This window comes from Qipengyuania flava, assembly GCF_011762005.1.
Taxonomy (GTDB): Bacteria; Pseudomonadota; Alphaproteobacteria; order Sphingomonadales; family Sphingomonadaceae; genus Qipengyuania; species Qipengyuania flava.
Map to the genome: position 1 here is coordinate 1,283,254 of NZ_JAASQU010000001.1, position 18,639 is coordinate 1,301,892.

Annotated in this window: 19 protein-coding genes; 8 read left to right on the forward strand and 11 right to left on the reverse strand. The window is 65.3% G+C overall.

Features of this window, described 5'->3' with window-relative positions; translation table 11 throughout:
• Nucleotides 1-4: 4 nt before the first annotated feature.
• Both FHS69_RS06300 and rpsU read right to left on the reverse strand, forming a co-directional pair.
• On the reverse strand, nt 5-562 hold the full coding sequence (locus FHS69_RS06300; protein ID WP_067462741.1) for an FKBP-type peptidyl-prolyl cis-trans isomerase: 558 nt from the start codon (nt 560-562) through the stop codon (nt 5-7).
• A gap of 81 nt (nt 563-643) precedes the next feature.
• Nucleotides 644-850, reverse strand: coding sequence for a 30S ribosomal protein S21 (rpsU, locus tag FHS69_RS06305; protein WP_007011585.1), 207 nt, complete (start codon nt 848-850; stop codon nt 644-646).
• A 232-nt stretch (nt 851-1,082) separates the two neighbouring features.
• On the opposite strand from rpsU, the gene crcB reads away from it, so the two are divergent.
• From crcB to FHS69_RS06335, 6 genes are read left to right on the forward strand one after another with little or no spacing between them, the layout of a single operon-like run.
• Nucleotides 1,083-1,493: a fluoride efflux transporter CrcB gene (gene crcB / locus FHS69_RS06310; RefSeq protein WP_067507756.1), complete on the forward strand. Its 411-nt coding sequence runs from the start codon at nt 1,083-1,085 to the stop codon at nt 1,491-1,493.
• Entirely contained in the window at nt 1,490-2,614 is a 1,125-nt protein-coding gene (locus FHS69_RS06315) for an RluA family pseudouridine synthase (protein ID WP_166776940.1), read from the forward strand. Before crcB ends, FHS69_RS06315 begins: the two co-directional genes overlap by 4 nt.
• The gene (locus FHS69_RS06320; RefSeq protein WP_166776941.1) at nt 2,614-3,213 is read left to right on the forward strand and encodes an FMN-binding negative transcriptional regulator; all 600 of its coding nucleotides are present in this window, start codon (nt 2,614-2,616) and stop codon (nt 3,211-3,213) included. Before FHS69_RS06315 ends, FHS69_RS06320 begins: the two co-directional genes overlap by 1 nt.
• Nucleotides 3,210-3,869, forward strand: a complete 660-nt coding sequence (locus tag FHS69_RS06325; protein WP_166776942.1) for an HAD hydrolase-like protein — start codon at nt 3,210-3,212, stop codon at nt 3,867-3,869. Before FHS69_RS06320 ends, FHS69_RS06325 begins: the two co-directional genes overlap by 4 nt.
• Entirely contained in the window at nt 3,856-4,080 is a 225-nt protein-coding gene (locus FHS69_RS06330) for a hypothetical protein (protein ID WP_166776943.1), read from the forward strand. Before FHS69_RS06325 ends, FHS69_RS06330 begins: the two co-directional genes overlap by 14 nt.
• A complete protein-coding gene (locus FHS69_RS06335) occupies nt 4,077-4,772 on the forward strand; it encodes an ATP12 family chaperone protein (RefSeq protein WP_166776944.1) in 696 nt (231 codons plus the stop codon). Before FHS69_RS06330 ends, FHS69_RS06335 begins: the two co-directional genes overlap by 4 nt.
• A 3-nt stretch (nt 4,773-4,775) precedes the next feature.
• Here the strand turns inward: FHS69_RS06335 and FHS69_RS06340 are convergent, their stop codons facing one another.
• Genes FHS69_RS06340 through FHS69_RS06355 form a run of 4 tightly spaced genes read right to left on the reverse strand, consistent with a single transcriptional unit; the run spans nt 4,776 to nt 8,346 of the window.
• Nucleotides 4,776-5,360 (reverse strand): ABC-type transport auxiliary lipoprotein family protein, encoded by a 585-nt coding sequence (locus FHS69_RS06340; protein WP_166776945.1) that lies wholly within the window; start codon nt 5,358-5,360, stop codon nt 4,776-4,778.
• A gap of 11 nt (nt 5,361-5,371) precedes the next feature.
• A complete protein-coding gene (locus FHS69_RS06345) occupies nt 5,372-6,322 on the reverse strand; it encodes an MlaD family protein (RefSeq protein WP_067462719.1) in 951 nt (316 codons plus the stop codon).
• A 3-nt stretch (nt 6,323-6,325) separates the two neighbouring features.
• Nucleotides 6,326-7,234, reverse strand: a complete 909-nt coding sequence (locus FHS69_RS06350; RefSeq protein WP_067505358.1) for an ABC transporter ATP-binding protein — start codon at nt 7,232-7,234, stop codon at nt 6,326-6,328.
• Nucleotides 7,234-8,346, reverse strand: coding sequence for an ABC transporter permease (locus FHS69_RS06355; protein WP_166776946.1), 1,113 nt, complete (start codon nt 8,344-8,346; stop codon nt 7,234-7,236). The genes FHS69_RS06350 and FHS69_RS06355 overlap by 1 nt, the downstream gene beginning before the upstream one ends.
• Nucleotides 8,347-8,497: 151 nt before the next feature.
• Between FHS69_RS06355 and FHS69_RS06360 the strand changes: the two genes are divergently transcribed.
• A complete protein-coding gene (locus FHS69_RS06360) occupies nt 8,498-11,326 on the forward strand; it encodes a valine--tRNA ligase (protein WP_166776947.1) in 2,829 nt (942 codons plus the stop codon).
• A gap of 252 nt (nt 11,327-11,578) precedes the next feature.
• Nucleotides 11,579-12,313, forward strand: a complete 735-nt coding sequence (locus tag FHS69_RS06365) for a 7-carboxy-7-deazaguanine synthase QueE (RefSeq protein ID WP_067462705.1) — start codon at nt 11,579-11,581, stop codon at nt 12,311-12,313.
• Here FHS69_RS06365 and FHS69_RS06370 read toward each other — a convergent pair.
• The 5 genes from FHS69_RS06370 to FHS69_RS06390 form a co-directional block, all read right to left on the reverse strand.
• Nucleotides 12,310-14,280, reverse strand: a complete 1,971-nt coding sequence (locus FHS69_RS06370; RefSeq protein ID WP_208380105.1) for a helicase HerA domain-containing protein — start codon at nt 14,278-14,280, stop codon at nt 12,310-12,312. The two genes, FHS69_RS06365 and FHS69_RS06370, sit on opposite strands and share 4 nt — an antisense overlap.
• A gap of 99 nt (nt 14,281-14,379) precedes the next feature.
• A complete protein-coding gene (locus FHS69_RS06375; RefSeq protein ID WP_067463135.1) occupies nt 14,380-15,093 on the reverse strand; it encodes a TIGR02186 family protein in 714 nt (237 codons plus the stop codon).
• Between the two features lie 35 nt (nt 15,094-15,128).
• Nucleotides 15,129-16,034: a sulfite exporter TauE/SafE family protein gene (locus FHS69_RS06380; RefSeq protein ID WP_166776948.1), complete on the reverse strand. Its 906-nt coding sequence runs from the start codon at nt 16,032-16,034 to the stop codon at nt 15,129-15,131.
• Nucleotides 16,035-16,080: 46 nt separating this feature from the next.
• On the reverse strand, nt 16,081-17,202 hold the full coding sequence (locus FHS69_RS06385; protein WP_166776949.1) for a hypothetical protein: 1,122 nt from the start codon (nt 17,200-17,202) through the stop codon (nt 16,081-16,083).
• The gene (locus FHS69_RS06390; protein ID WP_166776950.1) at nt 17,199-18,602 is read right to left on the reverse strand and encodes a glycosyl transferase family protein; all 1,404 of its coding nucleotides are present in this window, start codon (nt 18,600-18,602) and stop codon (nt 17,199-17,201) included. Before FHS69_RS06390 ends, FHS69_RS06385 begins: the two co-directional genes overlap by 4 nt.
• Between the last annotated feature and the right edge of the window lie 37 nt (nt 18,603-18,639).

The following is an 18,639-nucleotide window of genomic DNA, read 5'->3' on the forward strand; positions in this document are numbered from 1 at the left end:
GCGTTTATTCGCCCGCAGGCGGTCCCGCGCCGGCTTCTCCTTCGGCACCCATCATCTGCTGCAACGCGGCAGCGCGGGCCTGGAAGTCATCGCGGCTCATGAAATCGATCACGTCGATCTCAAAAACCAGATCGGCATTGGCGGGAATCGGCGATCCCGGAGGCGGTTCGGCACCATAGGCCTGGTCGGCGGGAATGGTCAGCACGTAGCTGCCGCCCTTCTGCATCTGCTGCAGACCGGCGACGAAACCGTCGATGATCGCGCCTTCTTCGAGCAGCAGCGGATTGCCTTCGGGGAACAGGCCCGGCGGCACCGGCAGCGGCTGCGAACGGTCGAACTCGGTGCCGTCGGTCAGCTTGCCGACGTAATTGACGAAGACCACGTCACCGACCTTGGGCGAATCACCCGAACCGGCGGTCACGGTTTCGACGTCGAGCCCCTTGGGCATCGCCGCCCATGCGAGACCCGCGCCGAGCAGGATGGCGACAATGACGCCGAGCCAGAGCTTGGTCAGCGAGCCTTTCTTGATCGGCTGCAAGGGAACGCGGGTAATCTCGGTCATTCAGATCTCTTCCAGAAACGCAAAGGGCGCGGATTGCTCCGCGCCCTCATGGCTTAGCTTGGTAATGGCCGCAATAGCGTCTTACTTGACGCCGTCGCGTTCCATCCGCTTGCGCTCGAGCTTGCGAGCGCGGCGAACGGCGGCAGCCTTTTCACGGGCGCGCTTCTCGCTCGGCTTCTCGTAGTGGCGACGCAGCTTCATTTCGCGATAGACGCCTTCACGCTGCAGCTTCTTCTTGAGCGCGCGGAGGGCCTGGTCGACATTGTTATCGCGAACCATGATCTGCATAAACTTCAATACCTCGACTTTACGGGCCAGAGCCCGCGCCAGAGCGGGGTATGCCTCCTTGAATTGGGTTTCGCTTGTTCAACGAAAAGCGCGCCGAATCCGTTCCGGATCGGCTCGAACGCGCCGCACATACGGATTCTCTGCACCGAAGGCAAGTGTTTGTCGTCGAGCATGGCGGGAGGATGCAGCATCGGGATGACGAATGCATAATAGGCGGCTAAGGGCAGCGGCAATGTCCACCTATTCTCCCTTCGTGGCCGCGCTGCACGTCTTTATCGGCGGCGGCGCTGGCGCAGTGCTGCGCTGGCAGCTGGGCCGCGCCATGACCGGCTGGCTCGGCGCACCGATCGTCACCGCCTTCCCCTTCGCCACGCTCGCCGCCAATGCCGCGGGCAGCCTGCTGATGGGTGTGCTTGCCGGCTGGCTGGCGCGCCACGGCAGCGGCGAAGGCGAACAGCTGCGCCTTCTGCTGGGCGTCGGGCTGCTGGGCGGCTTTACCACTTTCAGCGCGTTCAGCCTCGAGATGGTGCTGCTGCTCGAACGCGGGAATTATCTTTTCGCCCTGCTCTATGCGATCCTGTCGCTTGCGCTCGGCATCACCGGGCTAATGGTCGGGCTCGGCATCATGAGGATCGCGGGATGAAGACCTCCGACGAAGTCCGCAGCTTCACCGTTGCGGCCGATGACGACGGCATTCGCGTCGATCGCTGGTTCAAGCGCCACCTGCCCCAGGTCGGCTTCGGCACGGTCAGCAAATGGGCGCGCACCGGCCAGGTGCGGGTCGACGGCAAGCGGGTGAAGCCCGACGACCGGTTGGCCGAGGGCCAGCAGATCCGTGTCCCGCCGGGCGGCGATGCGCCGCACAAGAAGGACAAGCCCAAGCGCGAATTGTCCAAGGCCGAGATCGAGCAGGCCGAGGGCATGGTCATCGAGAAGACCAAGGGCGCGCTGGTGCTCAACAAGCCGCCGGGCCTCGCGACTCAGGGCGGCACCAATACCTTCAACCATGTCGACGGATTGCTCGATGCTTTCGCGCCGGGCGATGAGGACGTCCGCCCGCGGCTGGTTCACCGGCTCGACAAGGATACCAGTGGCGCACTGCTGATCGCGCGGACCCCGGGCAGCGCAGCCTTCTTTTCCAAGCGCTTCTCGGGTCGCAGCGCCAAGAAGATCTACTGGGCGCTGGTGATGGGCGTGCCCGACATCAAGGAAGGCGTGATCGAAGCCCCGCTCGCCAAGCAGCCCGGTTCGGGCGGCGAGAAGATGCATGTCGACCATGAAGGCGGCCAGCCGGCCAAGACGAAGTATCGCGTGGTCGATGCTGCAGGCAAGAAGGCCGCATGGCTCGAACTGCAACCGCTAACCGGGCGCACGCACCAGTTGCGCGTGCATTGCGCGGCGATGGGTCACCCGATCGTGGGCGACGGCAAGTACGGCGGCAAGGAAGCTTTCCTGACCGGCGCGGTAAGCCGCAAGATGCACCTGCATGCGCGGCGGCTGATCATCGACAGTCCGGACGGCGGCAAGCTCGATGTGACCGCCGAGTTGCCCGAACATTTCGCAGCCAGCATGGATCACCTGGGATTCGATGAAAGCGCCAGCGATGCCACGCCGATGCGCGACGATCCGCCACCCAAGTCGCGCGAGGAAAAGAAGCAGCAGGCCCGCCAGCACGCCAAGAACTTCCGCAAGTCGCAGCGCGGCCCGCGCCGCGCGCGCGGCGGTGCGGGGGGCAAGCCGGCAAAGCCCCGGGGCAAGCGCTGATGCATCCCAACCCGCTCTTCCACAGTGACGATCGGGCGATGATCGAGGCGATGATCGCGCAGGTCGGCGTGGGTACGGTGTTTGGCCAGACGCGCACCGGTCCCTGCGCCGCGCGTACGCCGCTGATCGTGCATGGCGCAGGGCGACTGCAGTACCATTTGGCGAAATCCAACCCGCTGGTCGACGGTCTCGACGGCGGCAGCGCGCTGGTCACGGTGGACGGGCCCGACGGCTATATCTCGCCGCGCTGGTATGCGAAGCGCGACACCGTCCCGACGTGGAATTATGTTTCCGTCGAGGCGGTCGGTACGGTTCGAAAGCTCGACGACGGCGAACTCGAGGCTTTCCTCCACCGGCTCATCGATACGCATGAAAATCGGCTGGGCGGCGATCGCTGGGATGCTTCCGAAGCCGGCACCGGTACCTGGGACCGCCTGTTCGGCGGCATCGCCGGGTTCGAATTGCAGGTCGAAGCCTATCGCCCCACGATCAAGCTGTCGCAGGACAAACCGGCAGAGGTCCGGCGTCATATCGCCGCCGGTCTCGAAGCGTCGGGGCAGCACGATCTCGCCGCAGCGATGATCGAGGCGGGCGCATGAGCCGACTGGTCGTGTTCGATTGCGATGGCACGCTTGTCGATGGCCAGGCGGCGATCTGCCAGACGATGGAGGCGGCCTTTGCAAGCACCGGCCTCGTTGCCCCCGAACGCAACATGGTGCGCCGGATGGTCGGACTCAGCCTACCCTATGCGCTGCGCGAACTGGCGCCCGGTGCCAGCGACGAACAGCGCCATGCGGTTGTCGAAGCCTACAAGACAGGGTTCCGCGACCTGCGGCTCTCGGGTGCGCTGCGCGAACCGCTGTATGACGGGATCGCGGGGCTGATCGACGAATTGTCGGGCGAAGGCTGGCAGCTTGCGGTTGCGACGGGCAAGAGCGACCGCGGGTTGCACGCCTGCCTCGACACGCATGGCATCAGGCACCGCTTCGTGTCCCTGCAGACCGCCGACCGGCATCCCTCGAAGCCGCATCCTGCCATGCTCGAGGCCGCGCTGTTCGAAGCCGCGGTCCAGCCCGGCGATGCGGTGATGATCGGGGACACCAGTTTCGACATGGAGATGGCGGTGGCTGCGGGCGTGCGCGCGATCGGGGTGGCCTGGGGCTATCACGAGGCGCACGAACTGCGCGAAGCGGGCGCCGTTGCCGTCGCCGAAACCGCCGAGGAACTAGGAGAACTTATTCGTGACCCCGCCTGAACCCGCCGCCCATGATCCCGCCAAGGCCCGGTTTCTCATCATTCAGGCGGTGCGCCTGTCGGGCGTCGTGATGGGTGTGCTCGGCGCGTTGATCCTGGGCGAGATCCTGCCGCTGCCGCGCTTCGCCGGCTATGCGCTGCTGGTGTTGGGGGCGATCGACATCTTCATCCTGCCGCTATTTTTGACGCGGCGCTGGAGAAGCGGGGAATGAAACGCTTCTATCGCGAGGTCGCGGTCCACAGCGACGCCGAGGGCCATTTCATCACGCTCGACGGACGCGCGATCAAGACACAGGGTGGGCGCCCGCAGCGCGTTCCCGCACGCGCGCTGGCAGAAGCCATGGCCACGGAATGGGAGATGCAGGGCGAGGTCATCGACCCGGCGCACTTCGTCTATCGCGACATGACAGATTACGCGATCGACGTGGTTCCCGAAGAGCGCGCCGCGATCATCGCCAAGCTGCTGCGTTACGGCGAAACCGACACGCTGTGTTACCGCGCCGATCCCGACGAACCCTTGTGGCACCGCCAGTGCACGGTCTGGGACCCGCTGGTCGAGGCATATGAAGCGCGCGAAGGCGTGAAGCTCGAACGCGTCAGCGGCGTGGTCGCCAGGCCGCATCCGCTCGCCACCGGCGAGCGGCTCGAGGCCCGACTTGCAACGCTCGACGATTTCACGCTCGCCGCGGCCGAACAGGCGACCGCGCTGGCCGCTTCGCTATGCATCGGCCTGTCGGCACTCGAACCCGAAGCCGATGGCGAAATGCTGTGGGATGCGGCCAATCTCGAGGAAGACTGGCAGGTCGAGCAATGGGGTGAGGACGAGGAAGCCAGCGCGCGCCGCGCACGACGGCTCGAGAGCTTCCTCAAATCTATCGCATTCGCGCGGCTCGCGCGCGGCTGAGCTTCAACCGATCCACTCGGCGATTTCGCCCGCCACCTGATTGGCCGCGCGATTGAGTGCCGGACCGACGAAACCGGCTTCGGGTTCGGCAACCGCGACTCGCGCTTCGAACCGGCGGCTGACGACCGCCGAACCATCGCCATTGCGGACCGCGTCGAACACCACCACCGCCTCGCGGCTGCGTGCATCATAACCGAAGCTGCGCAGCGAGCCATGCAGGCGGTCGGTCGCGTTGACGCCCGGATCGTCTCCATCGACCACCACGCGGCCGCTGCGCGAACGGATCGTTTCAGCGACCAGCTGCCCGAACAGGCGCGCAGGCCGATCGACCCACACCGCGTCCTGCAGATAGGCCAGTTCGGTATCGGTGACCTGCACCGGCACGCGCGTGACATCGAGTGCCTTGGTCGCTTCGAACGGGACGATCGCCAATGCCGAACCCTGCGCGCCCTGCGCCGCCACGCCCGCGGGCGCGGTGGCACTGGGGGTCAGCGTCAGCAGGCTGTCGGGCGCATCGCCGCCAAAGCTGACGCAGCCGCCCAGCAGCAGCGCGGGGGCCAGCGCGGCGAGTGTGATCTTGCGTATCATGCTTGGGCCTCTCACGGCTTGTAGTCGGGCAGCGGCTGGCTCGAAAGCAGTGCGCCCGCGCCTTTCTCGTCGATCTTTTCGGTCACGTTGCGCAACGCCTTGCTCGTTTCGCGCAGGTCGCGCAGCGTCGCTTCGGCGGCGGGCAGCGTGCTTTCGGTAAGCTGCTTGGTCGCGGGCCGCGCTTCGTTGAGCGTATCCTCGAGCGCCTTGGCCGCGCCGCTGGCGGATTTCAGCGTCGAGCGCAGGTCCTTGGCGATCGCTTCGCCTTCCTGGTTGAGGATGCGATCGGTCGAGGCGGTGACCTGTTCGAACTGGTCGAGCGCCTCGCTCGCCTCGCGCAATGTCACCTGCAGCTCGGCCATGGTCCGCTCGAGCTGCGGGGCGGCGGCGGCGAAGCCCGCGCTGGCCGCATTGGTGTTGGCGAGGATCTGCGAGATCTCTTCCTGGTTGCGATCGCTCAGCAGCATGGTCAGCCGCTCGGTCAGCGTCGCCAGCCGCTCGAGCAGCAGCGGCGCGCTGGCCAGCACCGCGCCGAAGCCGCCACCGGTGGTCGGCGGGATGATCGGCACCCCTTCGGTGCAGGCGGTGGTCTCGCACGAGATTGGCGGGGCGCCGGAGCGCGCGCCGTCGAGCGTGATCGTCGATACGCCGGTGAAGCTGCCCTGGATCGTCGCGGTAGTGCCGACCAGGATCGGCACGCTTTCCTTCACCTTGATCCGCACGCGGACGAATTCGGGGTCCTTGTCCCACAGCTCGATCTGGTTGACCTGCCCCACGGGCACGCCCGCGAAATCGACCGAACTGCCATTGGCGAGCCCCGCGACCGATTGCTTGAAGAAGATGTCGTATTCGTTCTGCGCGCCCCCGCCCAGCCGCGCCAGCCAGACGATGAACAGCGCGAGGGCGCCGAGGATCAGGAGCGTGACCGCCCCCACCCATACGTGATTTGCCCGCGTTTCCATGCGCTAAGCCTTATCCTTCTTCGAATTCGCTTTGTCCAACGCTTTGACCGCATGCGCGGCCACGGGCTCGTCCATGTGCCGACGCAATTCGTCGAGCGCCTGCGCGGTCAGCGCAGCACGGCCCCGCGGACCGTTGAAATAGTCCTGGATCCACGGGTGGTCGAGTTCCATCAGATTGGGCACGGTATCGACCGCGATCACCTGCTTGTCCGCCAGCACCGCCACGCGGTCGCAGATCTCGTGCAACGTATCGAGATCATGCGTGATGAGGAACACGGTCAGTCCGAGCGTTTCCTTCAGCTCGCGCGTCAGATTGTCGAACGCAGCCGCGCCGATCGGATCGAGCCCCGCAGTCGGTTCGTCGAGGAACAGCAATTCGGGATCGAGTGCCAGCGCCCGCGCGAGACCAGCACGTTTCTTCATCCCACCCGACAGCTCGCTGGGATACTTGTTCACCGCTTCCTCGGGCAGGCCCGACAGCACGACCTTGTAGCGCGCGATTTCGTGGCGCAGATCGGGCTCGATATCGGGGTAGAACTGCTTGAGCGGCACCTCGACATTCTCGCCCACGGTCAGCGTCGAGAACAGCGCCCCGCCCTGGAACAGCACACCCCAGCGGTTGCGGATGCCGATGTCTTCCTCGGGATCGGAATCGATTACCGAGCGGCCGAACACGTGGATATCGCCCTCGGTCGGGCGCTGCAGCCCAATGATCGAGCGCATCAGCACCGATTTGCCGGTGCCCGATCCGCCGACCACGCCGAGAATTTCGCCGCGCTTGACCTTGAGGTCCAGATCCTGGTGCACGACCTGTTCGCCGAAGGCATTGGTCAGCCCTTCGACGACGATCGGATAGTCCCCGCGATAGCGTTCGTGCCGGCCGAGTTCGCGGCCCGTTTCGTCCTGCGCCATCAGCCCCACCCGACTTCGGTAAAGAACACGGCGAAAAAGGCATCGATGACGATCACCGCGAAGATGCCGGTCACCACCGCCATGGTCGTGCGGCGGCCGACCTCTTCCGAATTCCCCTTCACCTGCATGCCGTGATAGCAGCCCGCCAGCGCCACGATCAGGCCGAAGACCGGCGCCTTGACCAGTCCGACCCACAGGTCGTGCAGCGGGACCACGTCCTGGATCCGGCTGAGGAACGTCCAGAAGGGGATGCCCAGCATGAACTGGCCGACGAAAGCGCCGCCGACGATGGCGACCCCTGCGGCATAGAAGCCCAGCAGCGGCATCATCAGCACCGCGGCCATGATACGCGGCACAACCAGCGCTTCCATCGGCGAAATGCCGATCGTCTGCATCGCGTCGACTTCCTCGGTCAGCCGCATCGTCCCGATCTGCGCCGCAAAGGCGCTGCCCGAACGGCCGGCGACCATGATCGCGGTCATCAGCACGCCCAGTTCGCGCAAGGTGATCCGGCCGACCAGATTGACGGTCAGCGTCTCCGCCCCGAACTGCGCGAGCTGCACCGCCCCCTGCTGCGCGATGACCACGCCGATCAGGAAGCTCATCAGGCCGATGATCGGCAAGGCCGAGACGCCCACCAGTTCGAGCTGGCGCACCAGCGCCAGCCAGCGGAAGCGTTTGGGATGGCGGATCAGGCTGCCCATCGATAGCAACAGCGCGCCGAGGAAGCCGACCACGCCATAAACCCCGCGGCGCGCGCCAAAGACCTTGTCGCCCATCGCTTCGGGCACGCGTTCCCAGAACGGCGCGCGCGGGGCGGAAATCTCCTCGTCCGAACTGATCCCTTCGAGCGCGCCGAGCAGGCGCTTTGCGCGATCGCTCGCGCCGGTAATCTCGGCATCGTGCTGGCTCGAAATGCTGCAGGCCAGCCATGCGCCGACCGTGTCGATCTCGCTGACGTCGGACAGGTCGATCCGTTCAATCGGACCTTCGAGCGCGCGCAAGTCCTGATCGATCGCGCCCACGCTGGACACGAGATAGGGCCCGGACAGCGTCAGGACGGTCTTTCCGTCGTCGCCCTCGACAAGTTCGAATTCGGCCAGGCCACCCATAGCCCGCGCGTATGCGGACAAATCGGACGCTTGCCAAGCGGCTATCGCGGCGCGTCACCTGCGGCGTTGCATCGCGCGGAGGGCGCTGGCAAAGGCCATCGCAGACATTTGACCGCACCCGCCGGGATGCTGCGCCCGCGAACAGGACATCATGAGCACCGAGCTACCCAAAACTTTCGATCCCGCCGAAATCGAGGCGCGCTGGTACACCCATTGGGAGAACGAGGGCCTGTTCCGCCCCGAACGCCCCGACGCCGAGCCCTATACGATCGTCAACCCCCCGCCCAATGTCACCGGCAGCCTGCATATCGGCCACGCGCTCGACAACACGCTGCAGGATATCATGATCCGCTACGAGCGGCTGCGTGGCAAGGACGCGCTGTGGGTGGTGGGCACCGACCATGCGGGCATCGCCACGCAGATGGTCGTCGAACGCCAGCTGGAGGCGAAGCAGGACAAGCGCACCAATTACAGCCGCGAGGATTTCGTCGCCAAGGTGTGGGAGTGGAAAGAGGAAAGCGGCGGCACGATCACGCGCCAGCTGCGCCGCCTCGGCTGTTCGATGGACTGGAGCCGCGAACAGTTCACCATGGACGAGCATTTCAGCAATGCCGTGCTCAAGACCTTCGTCGACCTTCATAACGACGGGCTGATCTACCGCGACAAGCGGCTGGTAAACTGGGATCCCAAGCTCAAGACCGCGATTTCCGACCTCGAGGTCGAGACGCAGGATATGAAGGGGTCGTTCTGGCACTTCAGATACCCGCTCGAGGATGGCGTGACGCTGGCCGACGGGCGGGACTACATCGAGGTCGCGACCACGCGCCCTGAAACCATGCTCGCCGACATGGCGGTGGCGGTGCATCCCGATGACGAGCGCTACAAATCGGTCGTCGGCAAGCATGTCGTCCTGCCGATCACCGGCCGCTGCGTGCCGATCGTGGCCGACGAACATGCCGATCCCGAACTGGGCAGCGGCGCGGTGAAGATCACCCCCGGGCACGATTTCAACGATTTCGAGGTCGGCAAGCGCGCGGGGTTCAAGCCCGCCGAGATGCTCAACATGCTCGATGCGGAAGCCAATGTCTGCCAGACCGCCGACGGACTGGTGCCGGAAGAATTCCTCGGCCTGCACCGCTTCAAGCGCGATGGCGTCGACGGCGCGCGCGAGCTGGTGGTCCAGCGGCTGAAGGAAAGCGGCCATCTGATCCCGCATATCGCCAAGACCAAGAAGGGCGAGGAACAGGAACTCGATGCCGAACCGCGCACCATCGCGACGCCGTTCGGCGACCGCGGCGGCGTGGTGATCGAGCCCTGGCTGACCGATCAGTGGTATGTCGATGCCGAAACGCTGGCGAAGAAGCCGATCGAGGCGGTGAAGAACGGCGATGTCGAAATCGTACCCAAGGCTTGGGAAAAGACCTTTTTCAACTGGATGGAGAATATCCAGCCGTGGTGCGTCAGCCGCCAGCTGTGGTGGGGCCACCGCATTCCGGCTTGGTACGATGGCGACGGCAAGGCTTACGTTGCGTTGAGCGAAGCGGAGGCGCAGGCACAGGCCGGCGAAGGCGTTGCGCTTACCCGCGATGACGACGTGCTCGACACGTGGTTTTCCTCCGCGCTCTGGCCCTTCGCCACGCTCGGCTGGCCGGAAAACCCCTCTCCCCCTGCGGGAGAGGGAGGAGCGCCGACAGGCGCGGGGGGTGAGGGGTCGGCGACCATGGTCGCCGCTGACGCGGCGAAACCCTCTCCCAACCCTCTCCCGCAAGGGGAGAGGGCTTCGCTGCTCGCCAAGCACTATCCCAACGACCTGCTGATCAGCGGCTTCGACATCCTGTTCTTCTGGGATGCCCGCATGATGATGATGGGGCAGTACACCACGGGCACGAACCCGTGGCCCAAGCTGTATCTGCACGGCCTCGTCCGCGCGGCGGATGGGCAGAAGATGTCCAAGTCGAAAGGCAATGTCGTCGACCCGCTGGGCCTGATCGACCAGTACGGTGCCGATGCGCTGCGCTTCTTCATGGCGGCGATGGAAAGCCAGGGCCGCGACATCAAGATGGATGACAAGCGGATCGAGGGATACCGCAACTTCGCCACCAAGCTTTGGAACGCGACGCGGTTCTGCCAGTCGAACGGCATCGGCGCGAGCAGCAGCATCGCCGCGCCCAAGGCGAGCCACGCAGTCAATCGCTGGATCATCGGTGAGGTCGTGGAAACCAAAGAAGCGCTCGACGCGGCGCTGGCCGAGCTGCGTTTCGATGCCGCGGCGAACACGATCTACCACTTCGTGTGGGACCGGTTCTGCGACTGGTATCTGGAACTGATCAAGGGCCAGATCGACGAGGAGACGAAGGCGGTAGCGGGCTGGACGCTCGACCAGATCTTCGTGATGCTGCACCCCTTCATGCCCTTCATCACCGAAGAGCTATGGTCAAAGCAGGGCGAGCGCGCGAACCATCCGCTGATCACCGCGAGCTGGGTCGATCCGCAGGCCGAAGTCGATCCCGCTGCCAAGGCCGAGATCGACTGGCTGATCGCACTGACCGGCGCGGTGCGCACCGCGAAGAACGAACTGGGCATCGCCCCCGGTGCGAAGCTGGAAGCCTTCTGCCCCGCCCCCGGCGAACTGGCGAAATCGGTGGTCGAAACCAATGCAGCGGCGATCGAGCGGCTGGCGCGGCTTACCCCGATCCATTTCGCCGAGGCGCCCGATGGCGCCGCGATGCAGGTTGCGGCGGGCGAGGACGCTTTCGTAATCCCGCTCGAGGGCATCATCGACATCGCGGCGGAAAAGGCGCGGCTAGAAAAGGCGCTCGAAGCCTCCGCCAAGGAAGCCAAATCGCTCGAAGGACGGCTCTCGAACGCGAACTTCGTCGAACGCGCCAAACCTGAAGCGGTCGAGAAGGCACGCGCGGACCATGCGCATCACACCGCCGAAGTCGCCCGGCTCGAAGCGGCGCTGGCGCGGCTGGGCTGACAAAGCACGCCTAACCATCTCGTCACCCCGGCCTCCGAGCCGGGGTGACGCGTGGTGGCGATTTCCTACGCAGCCCGATTATGTCATGAACCCGGCAATGGCCCACGCCCCTACCCCAACCTCCGACGCGCATTTTCAATCGATCCGCTCGATCAAACACCGCATGATTGATCGGTTCGACTTTTGCCTTTGGACCGTGGTCCACCCGGTCCATGTGTTCGCCATGTGCGACGAACCGAGTGAGGCTGCCCGATGCCGCTAGTCCTCGCCACGCAGGCTCCCGGCGAGCCCGAGATCTTCGCCAGCGTCCAGGGCGAAGGGCCGAGCGCGGGCATGCCCTGCACCTTCCTGCGCCTGTCGCGCTGCAACCTCGCCTGTGTGTGGTGCGACACCGCCTATACGTGGCACTTCGCCGGCGACGAGCGCCCGCACCGCGATGGGGTGGAGTTCGACCGCAAGGCCAACCAGCTGACGCTGGACGAGGAAGAGGTCGCCGCGCGGATCGCCGCGCTCGGCCAGAAGCGGCTGGTGATCACCGGCGGCGAACCGCTGCTGCAGGCGCCCGCGCTCGCGCGGCTGCTCGAACTGCTGCCCGATGTCACTGTTGAGATCGAAACCAATGGCACGACCAAGGCAAGCCCTGCGCTCGACATCCGCATCGACCAGTTCAACGTCAGCCCCAAGCTGGCGCATAGCGGCAATCCGGCAGACCTGGCTCTGATTCCCGAGCGGCTCGATGCCTATGCCACCGACCCGCGCGCCTGGTTCAAATTCGTGATCGCCGCGCCGGCGGACCTCGACGAGGTGCTGGCGCTGCGCGATCGCTATCGCTTCAAGCGCGACCACGTGTTCCTGATGCCCGAAGGCACCGACAGCGCGACACTGCGTGCCCGAGAGCAATGGCTCGCGCCGTTATGCGTCGAGCACGGCTTCCGGATGAGCGACCGGCTGCATATCCATCTGTTCGGCGATACGCGCGGGACCTAGCCCTGCGAACGCCAGCGCTGGACCGTGCGCTGGACGATCTCCTCCTCGCCGCCGGTCTGGTTCCACAGTTCGACGAAGCTGGGATCGTCCGATGCGGGGCGCTTGGCTTCCTCGAGATTGTCGAAGCTCATGCGGATCGGGATCGCGACACCCTCGCCGCAGATGATGCATTCGCGGTTGCGCAAGGCGGGGATCGCATCGAGGAAACCGCGCGCCCCTTCGGGCATCGCCGCGCGGACGAAGTCCTGGTCGCGGTCGTTGTTGAGACGCATTGAGAGGATCGTGCCGCATTGCGACAGCACGCCCTCGGCGAGGTCCGACGGTCGCTGCGTGATCAGGCCGAGGCTGATGCCGTACTTGCGGCCCTCCTTGGCGATCCGCGACAGGATCGTGCCTACCGAATTGCCATCGGCGTTCTTCTCGTTGGGCACGTAGCGATGCGCTTCCTCGCATACGAGCAGGATCGGCGAAGTGCGCTCGTCGCGGCTCCAGATCGCGAAGTCGAACACCAGCCGGCTGAGCACCGCCACGACCGTCGCAGTGATGTCCGATGGAACGCCCGAGACATCGATGATCGAGATCGGCTTGCCGTTCGAAGGCATGCGGAAGATCTTGGCGATGAAATCGGTCATCGTGTCTGCCACCAGCATGCCCGAGAACATGAACTGGTAGCGCGGGTCGCCCTTGATCTCGTCGAGCTTGGTCTTGATCCGCATGTAGGGCGCGGTGTTGGTCGACTTGTCGAGCTTGCCCATCGCGTCCTGCAGCTCGTTCGACAGGTCGGACAGCAGATAGGGGATCGGGGAATCCACCGTGATCTTGCCCATGGCCTCGGCCAGTCGGCTCTTCTGCCGCGCCTTGAGCAGGCATTTGGCGAGAATGTCCGCATCGACCTGACGGTCGTTGCCATTGCTGGTCAGCAGGACCTCGCAATGCTCCTCGAAGTTCATGATCCAGTAGGGCATCTGCAGATTGGACACGTCGAGGATCACGCCGGTGTTGCGGAAAGCCGAGGCATACTCGCCATGCGGGTCGACCATCACGATATGACCCTCGGGCGCAGCCTCGCAGATCCGGTGCAGGATCAGCGCCGCGCTGGTCGACTTGCCGGTACCGGTCGAGCCCAGCAGCGCGAAATGCTTGCCCAGCATCGCATCGACATACACGCCTGCGCGGATGTCCTTGGTCGGATAGACCTTGCCGATGGTGATCGAACTGCGGCCGTCGCTGGCGTAGACCTGCTTCAAATCGGCGGTGGTCGCGGGATAGACCAGCGCGCCCGGCACCGGGTAACGCGTCACACCGCGACGAAAGGCGTGCAGCTTGCCGGTCAGTTTCTCTTCGGTGCCCTCGCCGAGGAAATCGATATTGGCGAGGATCGACCCTGCCTTGCGATCTTGCCGCTGGTTGCGCACGCTGGCGAGCAGCCAGCTGTTGCCCACGCGGATCTTGATCTGCGAGCCGACCTGACCGGCCATGGCGATCGAGGGGTCGGCATCTTCGCCGCATTCGTTCAATCGCTCGAGGTCGATCGCAATCTGCGAGCCGGAGCCCGCGATCTCGAGGACGACACCGATCGGCTTGTCCGCATTGACGCTGATCGAAGGCGGTTCCTCATTCGGCTTGGGTGCGCGAGGCGGTTCGGGGCTCGATGCGGGTTCGGCTTCGACTGGAGGGACCGGATCGGGCGTGGCTTCGCGGGGCTCCGGAGCCGCTGTCGGTTCGGCCTGCGCGGCCCGCGCTTGCTCTGGCTCGGTTTCACGAACGGGCTGGCTATGGGCGTCGCTCGCCACGGCTTGCGGCTGGTGGACATAGCCCGAGGGCGACGGCGTGGTTGCGCCCCCTGCTCCACTGCCACCCCGCATGATGCGGTCACGCAGCGAATTGCCACGCGGTTGCGGCGGTTCGGCGCCGGCTTCCTTCGCCGGATCGAAAGTGCGAAATCCCGAATTACCCATGTCGTTCATCGATCCGTCCGTGCCCCATAGCAAATCGCGCTGATGCGCCTGCAGCCTGCCTGATCGAAATGCCTTAATATGTGGTCAACGCTAACCCGCGTAGGTCGCTCAGATCAGCGCGAACAGCCGCCCCGCAGCCCAGCCCATGCCAACCGACAACGCCACTGCCAGCAGGCCGTAGATCAGCGACCACTCCTGCGAGGATTCCGCCACCAGCCGTTCGAACCCCACCTTCCTAACCTCCACTTCCGCCAGCGCGGAAGCGATCACGCGCCCGTCGCGCACGGCGAAGGTCTCCGCAGTGTAGGTCCCGGTCGAGACATTCGACGGCAGCGAGATTCGTGACTGGTAGAGCACCTGTTCGCTGATCTGGACTCCGCCGAAATCCTGCTTGTAGAGTTCCTGCCGCGTCTTGAGATCGACCAGCCCCGCCTTGAACCGCGCCTGTTCATCGGGATCGATCACCCCGCTTGGCGAGAGCTGGATGTAATCGGTGCCGAATTCGTAGATCGCAGCGGTCTTCTCGTCGACGATCTCCCCGATCGGGCGCGAGGAGGCCACGGCGAAATAGGACGGGACGGAACGGAAGTCGCTGCTGGCGGCGTTGATCCACACACCCGCGAAGCGTTCCTTCTCGCGCAGGCGCACGGGTTCGGACGGTCCCTTGAGGACGACCACGATGTCGTAGTCGCTGCCCGCTGCGCGACCCTGCGGATCGAGTACGGCGCCGAACAAAAGCAATTCGGTGCCGGTAAAGCCCTGACGCACCTGAACCTCGTGCTGGCTGACCTCGGGCACGAGGATGGGATCGCGCTGTCCCATGAGCGCAAACGCGAAAGCCAGGAGCAGTAGCATTCTCACAGCGGATACAGCGTGTAGATTTCGTCGGGCTGGTAGAACAAGCCCAAGAACATGCGGAACGCGACCATCAAAACGATCGCGGCGAGAATCAGTCGGAGAATTTCGGGTTTGGCCTTCACCGCGATCTGCGATCCGATCTGCGCACCCGTGACCGAACCCACCAGCAGCAGGAACACCAGCACGATATCGACCGCCTTGGTGGTGAGCGAATGCATCATCGTGGTCGCCATGGTGACGAAGAGGATGTTGTACAGCGAAGTGCCGACCACGACATTGGCGCTCATCCCGAGGATGTAGAGCATGGCAGGCACGAGGATGAAGCCTCCGCCCACGCCCATCAGCATGGTCAAAATGCCGACCGCTACGCCGACCACGAGCGGCGCAAGCGGCGATATGTAAAGGCCCGAGCGGTAGAAGCGCCACCGCATCGGCAGGCTGGCCACGAGAGGGTGGTGGCGCCGCCGCGCGGCCTGCGCATTGGCGGTCCCGCGCAAAGTCTGGACCGCTTCGCGCGCCATCAGCATGCCGATCGTGCCGAGGAGGATGACGTAGAGCGCGCTGATGACGACGTCAATCTGGCCGATCGCGCGGAAGAAACGGAACAGGAGTGCGCCGAACCCCGAGCCGATCACGCCACCCGCCACCATCACCGCACCCATGCGGTAATCGACCCCGCCGCGCCCGCCGTGCGCGAGAACGCCGGTCACGCTGGCACCGGTCACCTGCGTCGAGGCCGACGCCGCAGCGACCGTGGGCGGAATGCCGTAGAAGATCAGCAGCGGTGTGGTGAGAAAGCCGCCGCCCACGCCGAACAGGCCCGAAAGGATGCCCGTTAGTCCCCCGAGCGCGACAATCCACAGTCCATTGACGGACAGGTTCGCGATGGGGAGGTAGACGTCCATGGCCTTGCCCTATCGCAGGGTCGGTTCGGATAAAAGCTGAACAATGTCAGAAGCCCGTCGAAAGCGTCAGCACCCCGCCATGTCCGGGTGTCGCATCGCCGGCGACACGCCAACGATAGTCGGCCTCGATCCGGGCCGGGACATTGTCCAGCGTCAGGTCCAATGTCATGCTGGGCCCCAGATCGAGCCGTGCCGCGCCGCGTTGCACCCCGCCCCGTGCAGTGCCTCCGAGCGAAACTCGGCCGAGGTCGAAACGCGCCACTTCACGATCGACGACCAGCGCCCCGTCGGCGAAGGGCGTGGCGAAGTCGCCCGCGACGTAACCGGCCTGCACATAGCCACGCGCAGCCAGCCCGTGGCCCAGTTCTACCCCTTCCAATCCGCCTGCAACGAAAGCCGCCGGTCGAACGGCTGGCCCCCGCCCCGGTCTTTCGGTCACCCGAAGCTCGGCATACAATTTCACGGGCAGTCTGCCGAAGGGCCTGACAGCTCCGCCGACGGCAACCTCGGTTTGCCCACCTTCGACCAGCGCGCGGCTCGCGCGGAAATAGGCTGACGGGTCGCGCGCCTCGCCAGGGTTGAGACGGTAAGCGAGGACCGCCCCCATCTGGCTCGCCCCATAGGTTCCCGGCGCGCCCGTTTGCGCCCCGTTCGCGGCGGCTGAACCGCCCTCGCGCAGGACCACCCAGCCGTCGAAACGCCAGCGGCCGTGCGAAGACTGTTCGGCCCAGCCGGGTGAGGCGGCCCGCCGATCGATCAGCCTTGCGACGCTCCGTGGAAGGGGAAGACTGGCCATCCCGCGTGCAAACAGCAGCGCATGTCCGCTGGCAGTGCGGTGCGTGCCGAAAAGCGCAGCCGGATCGGCTGGGCTTAGTGGCTCGCTCGGCGGCAGACCCTCGAAGAGGGATGGCCTGTGAGCGAGGATGGCCCGATCACGCGAACCCGGATCGACCTTCTGCAATTGGTGGGCGCCTGAACCAGTTCGCATCGGGGGCAGCGGCGTACCACCACCGACGTCCGCACGCGCAAATTGCAAGGCGTCAGTCAGCGGCGCCACCTCCGGCCAAGGGCTCTGCCAGGTCAGCAGCCGGGCGAGACACCAGCCAGCAAGCAGGAGGCCGAGGAACAGCACCGGCTGGCCCTGCCTGCGCCCTTCGGCCGCGCTCATGCCGCCTGCCCTTCCGGACTGGCCATGGCCGGGTGATCGCGATGCTCGGTCTTGTCCCAGACAACCGGCGCACCGCGCAGTGTCCCGATATAGGCCAGCAACGCGCGACGTCCGGCCATGATGGCGATGATGTTCGAAACGAAGGTTCGCGGGATTGCCAGCAGGCCCTGCCGCCAGCCGAATTCGCGCGCGGTACAGAAGAAGCGCACTGCGAAACGTTGCGCCACCCCGGCCAGATTGACCCAGAGCAAGGTCTGCAACAGCGGCGATCCGGGCGGCGGCGGGACAAGCGCGGCGCGTTCGAGCAGCAATTGCAGCGCGATCAGCGCCACCAGCACATAGGCTGTAACAAGCAGGATGGCGGCAAGCGGACCGCGACGATCACGCAGTTGCATCCACAACTCCACCGGGTCCCGCCCCCATCCCAGCCGGTCCCAGCCTTGCAGCGCAATCCCGTGCATCCAGCGGGTCTTCTGCCGCACCGATTGGCTTAGGCGCGCGGGGAAGAAGGCACGTGTCGCGATCAGTTGCCCATTGCTGGCGCGCACACGCAGGAACCGCCCCCGCCCTCCGTCGAGCGAGATTTTCAGGCCGAGTTCGTAATCCTCGGTCAGCGAATCTTCGGCGAAGGGCTTGCCGCCGTGCTGATGCGCGAGCCGATCGAGCGAGCCGCGCGCCACCGCGCAGCCGACCCCGGCGCCCGGTATGCCCGCCCCAAGGGCATCGCGCACCACCAGCGCCTTGCCATGCGCTTCGGCGAATTCGTCCGAGTAGTGCGATGCAATCCAGCGCGATTGTGGTTGCGGCAATGCCAGAACCGGAAGCTGGACGAAATGCGCATTCCACAGCGCATGGTCGAGCAGGCGCAATGCCGCCGGATCGACCATGTCTTCGGCGTCGTGCAGCACCACCATCCGCGCCTCGACACCTTCGCGGCGTTCGTCCTCGGCAAGCGCGCCATACATCCGATTTAGACAGTCGGCCTTGGACGTCGGCCCGTCTCGGCCATGGACCACCAGCCTGACGCGCGGGTCGCCGCGCGTTGCGGCGATGACCGATGCCATCGTCGCAGCATCATTGCGATAGCAGCCGATGTAGACGCGCAATTCGTCCTGTGGCCATACTTCGAGCATGTGGACCAGCGTCGGCCCGATCACGTCGGCTTCCTGCCATGCGGGAATGAAGATGGCAGCCCTGCCCGCCAATCCGTCGATTTCGTCGAATTCGCGTTCGTCGATTTGGCGGGAGCGGATACGCCCCTTGAAACGCAGCCAGAGATAGGTGCAATCGAGCGCAAATTCGTCGATCATCCCCAGCGCGAAGAAGGCCGCCGCGAACAGCAGCAGTTCGTGCTGGACCAGCACGAACCATTCGGCTGCGGTGAAAGACCCAAGCAGCAACCCGTTACCCCCTGTCTTTCTGGATACCTTCTTGCCT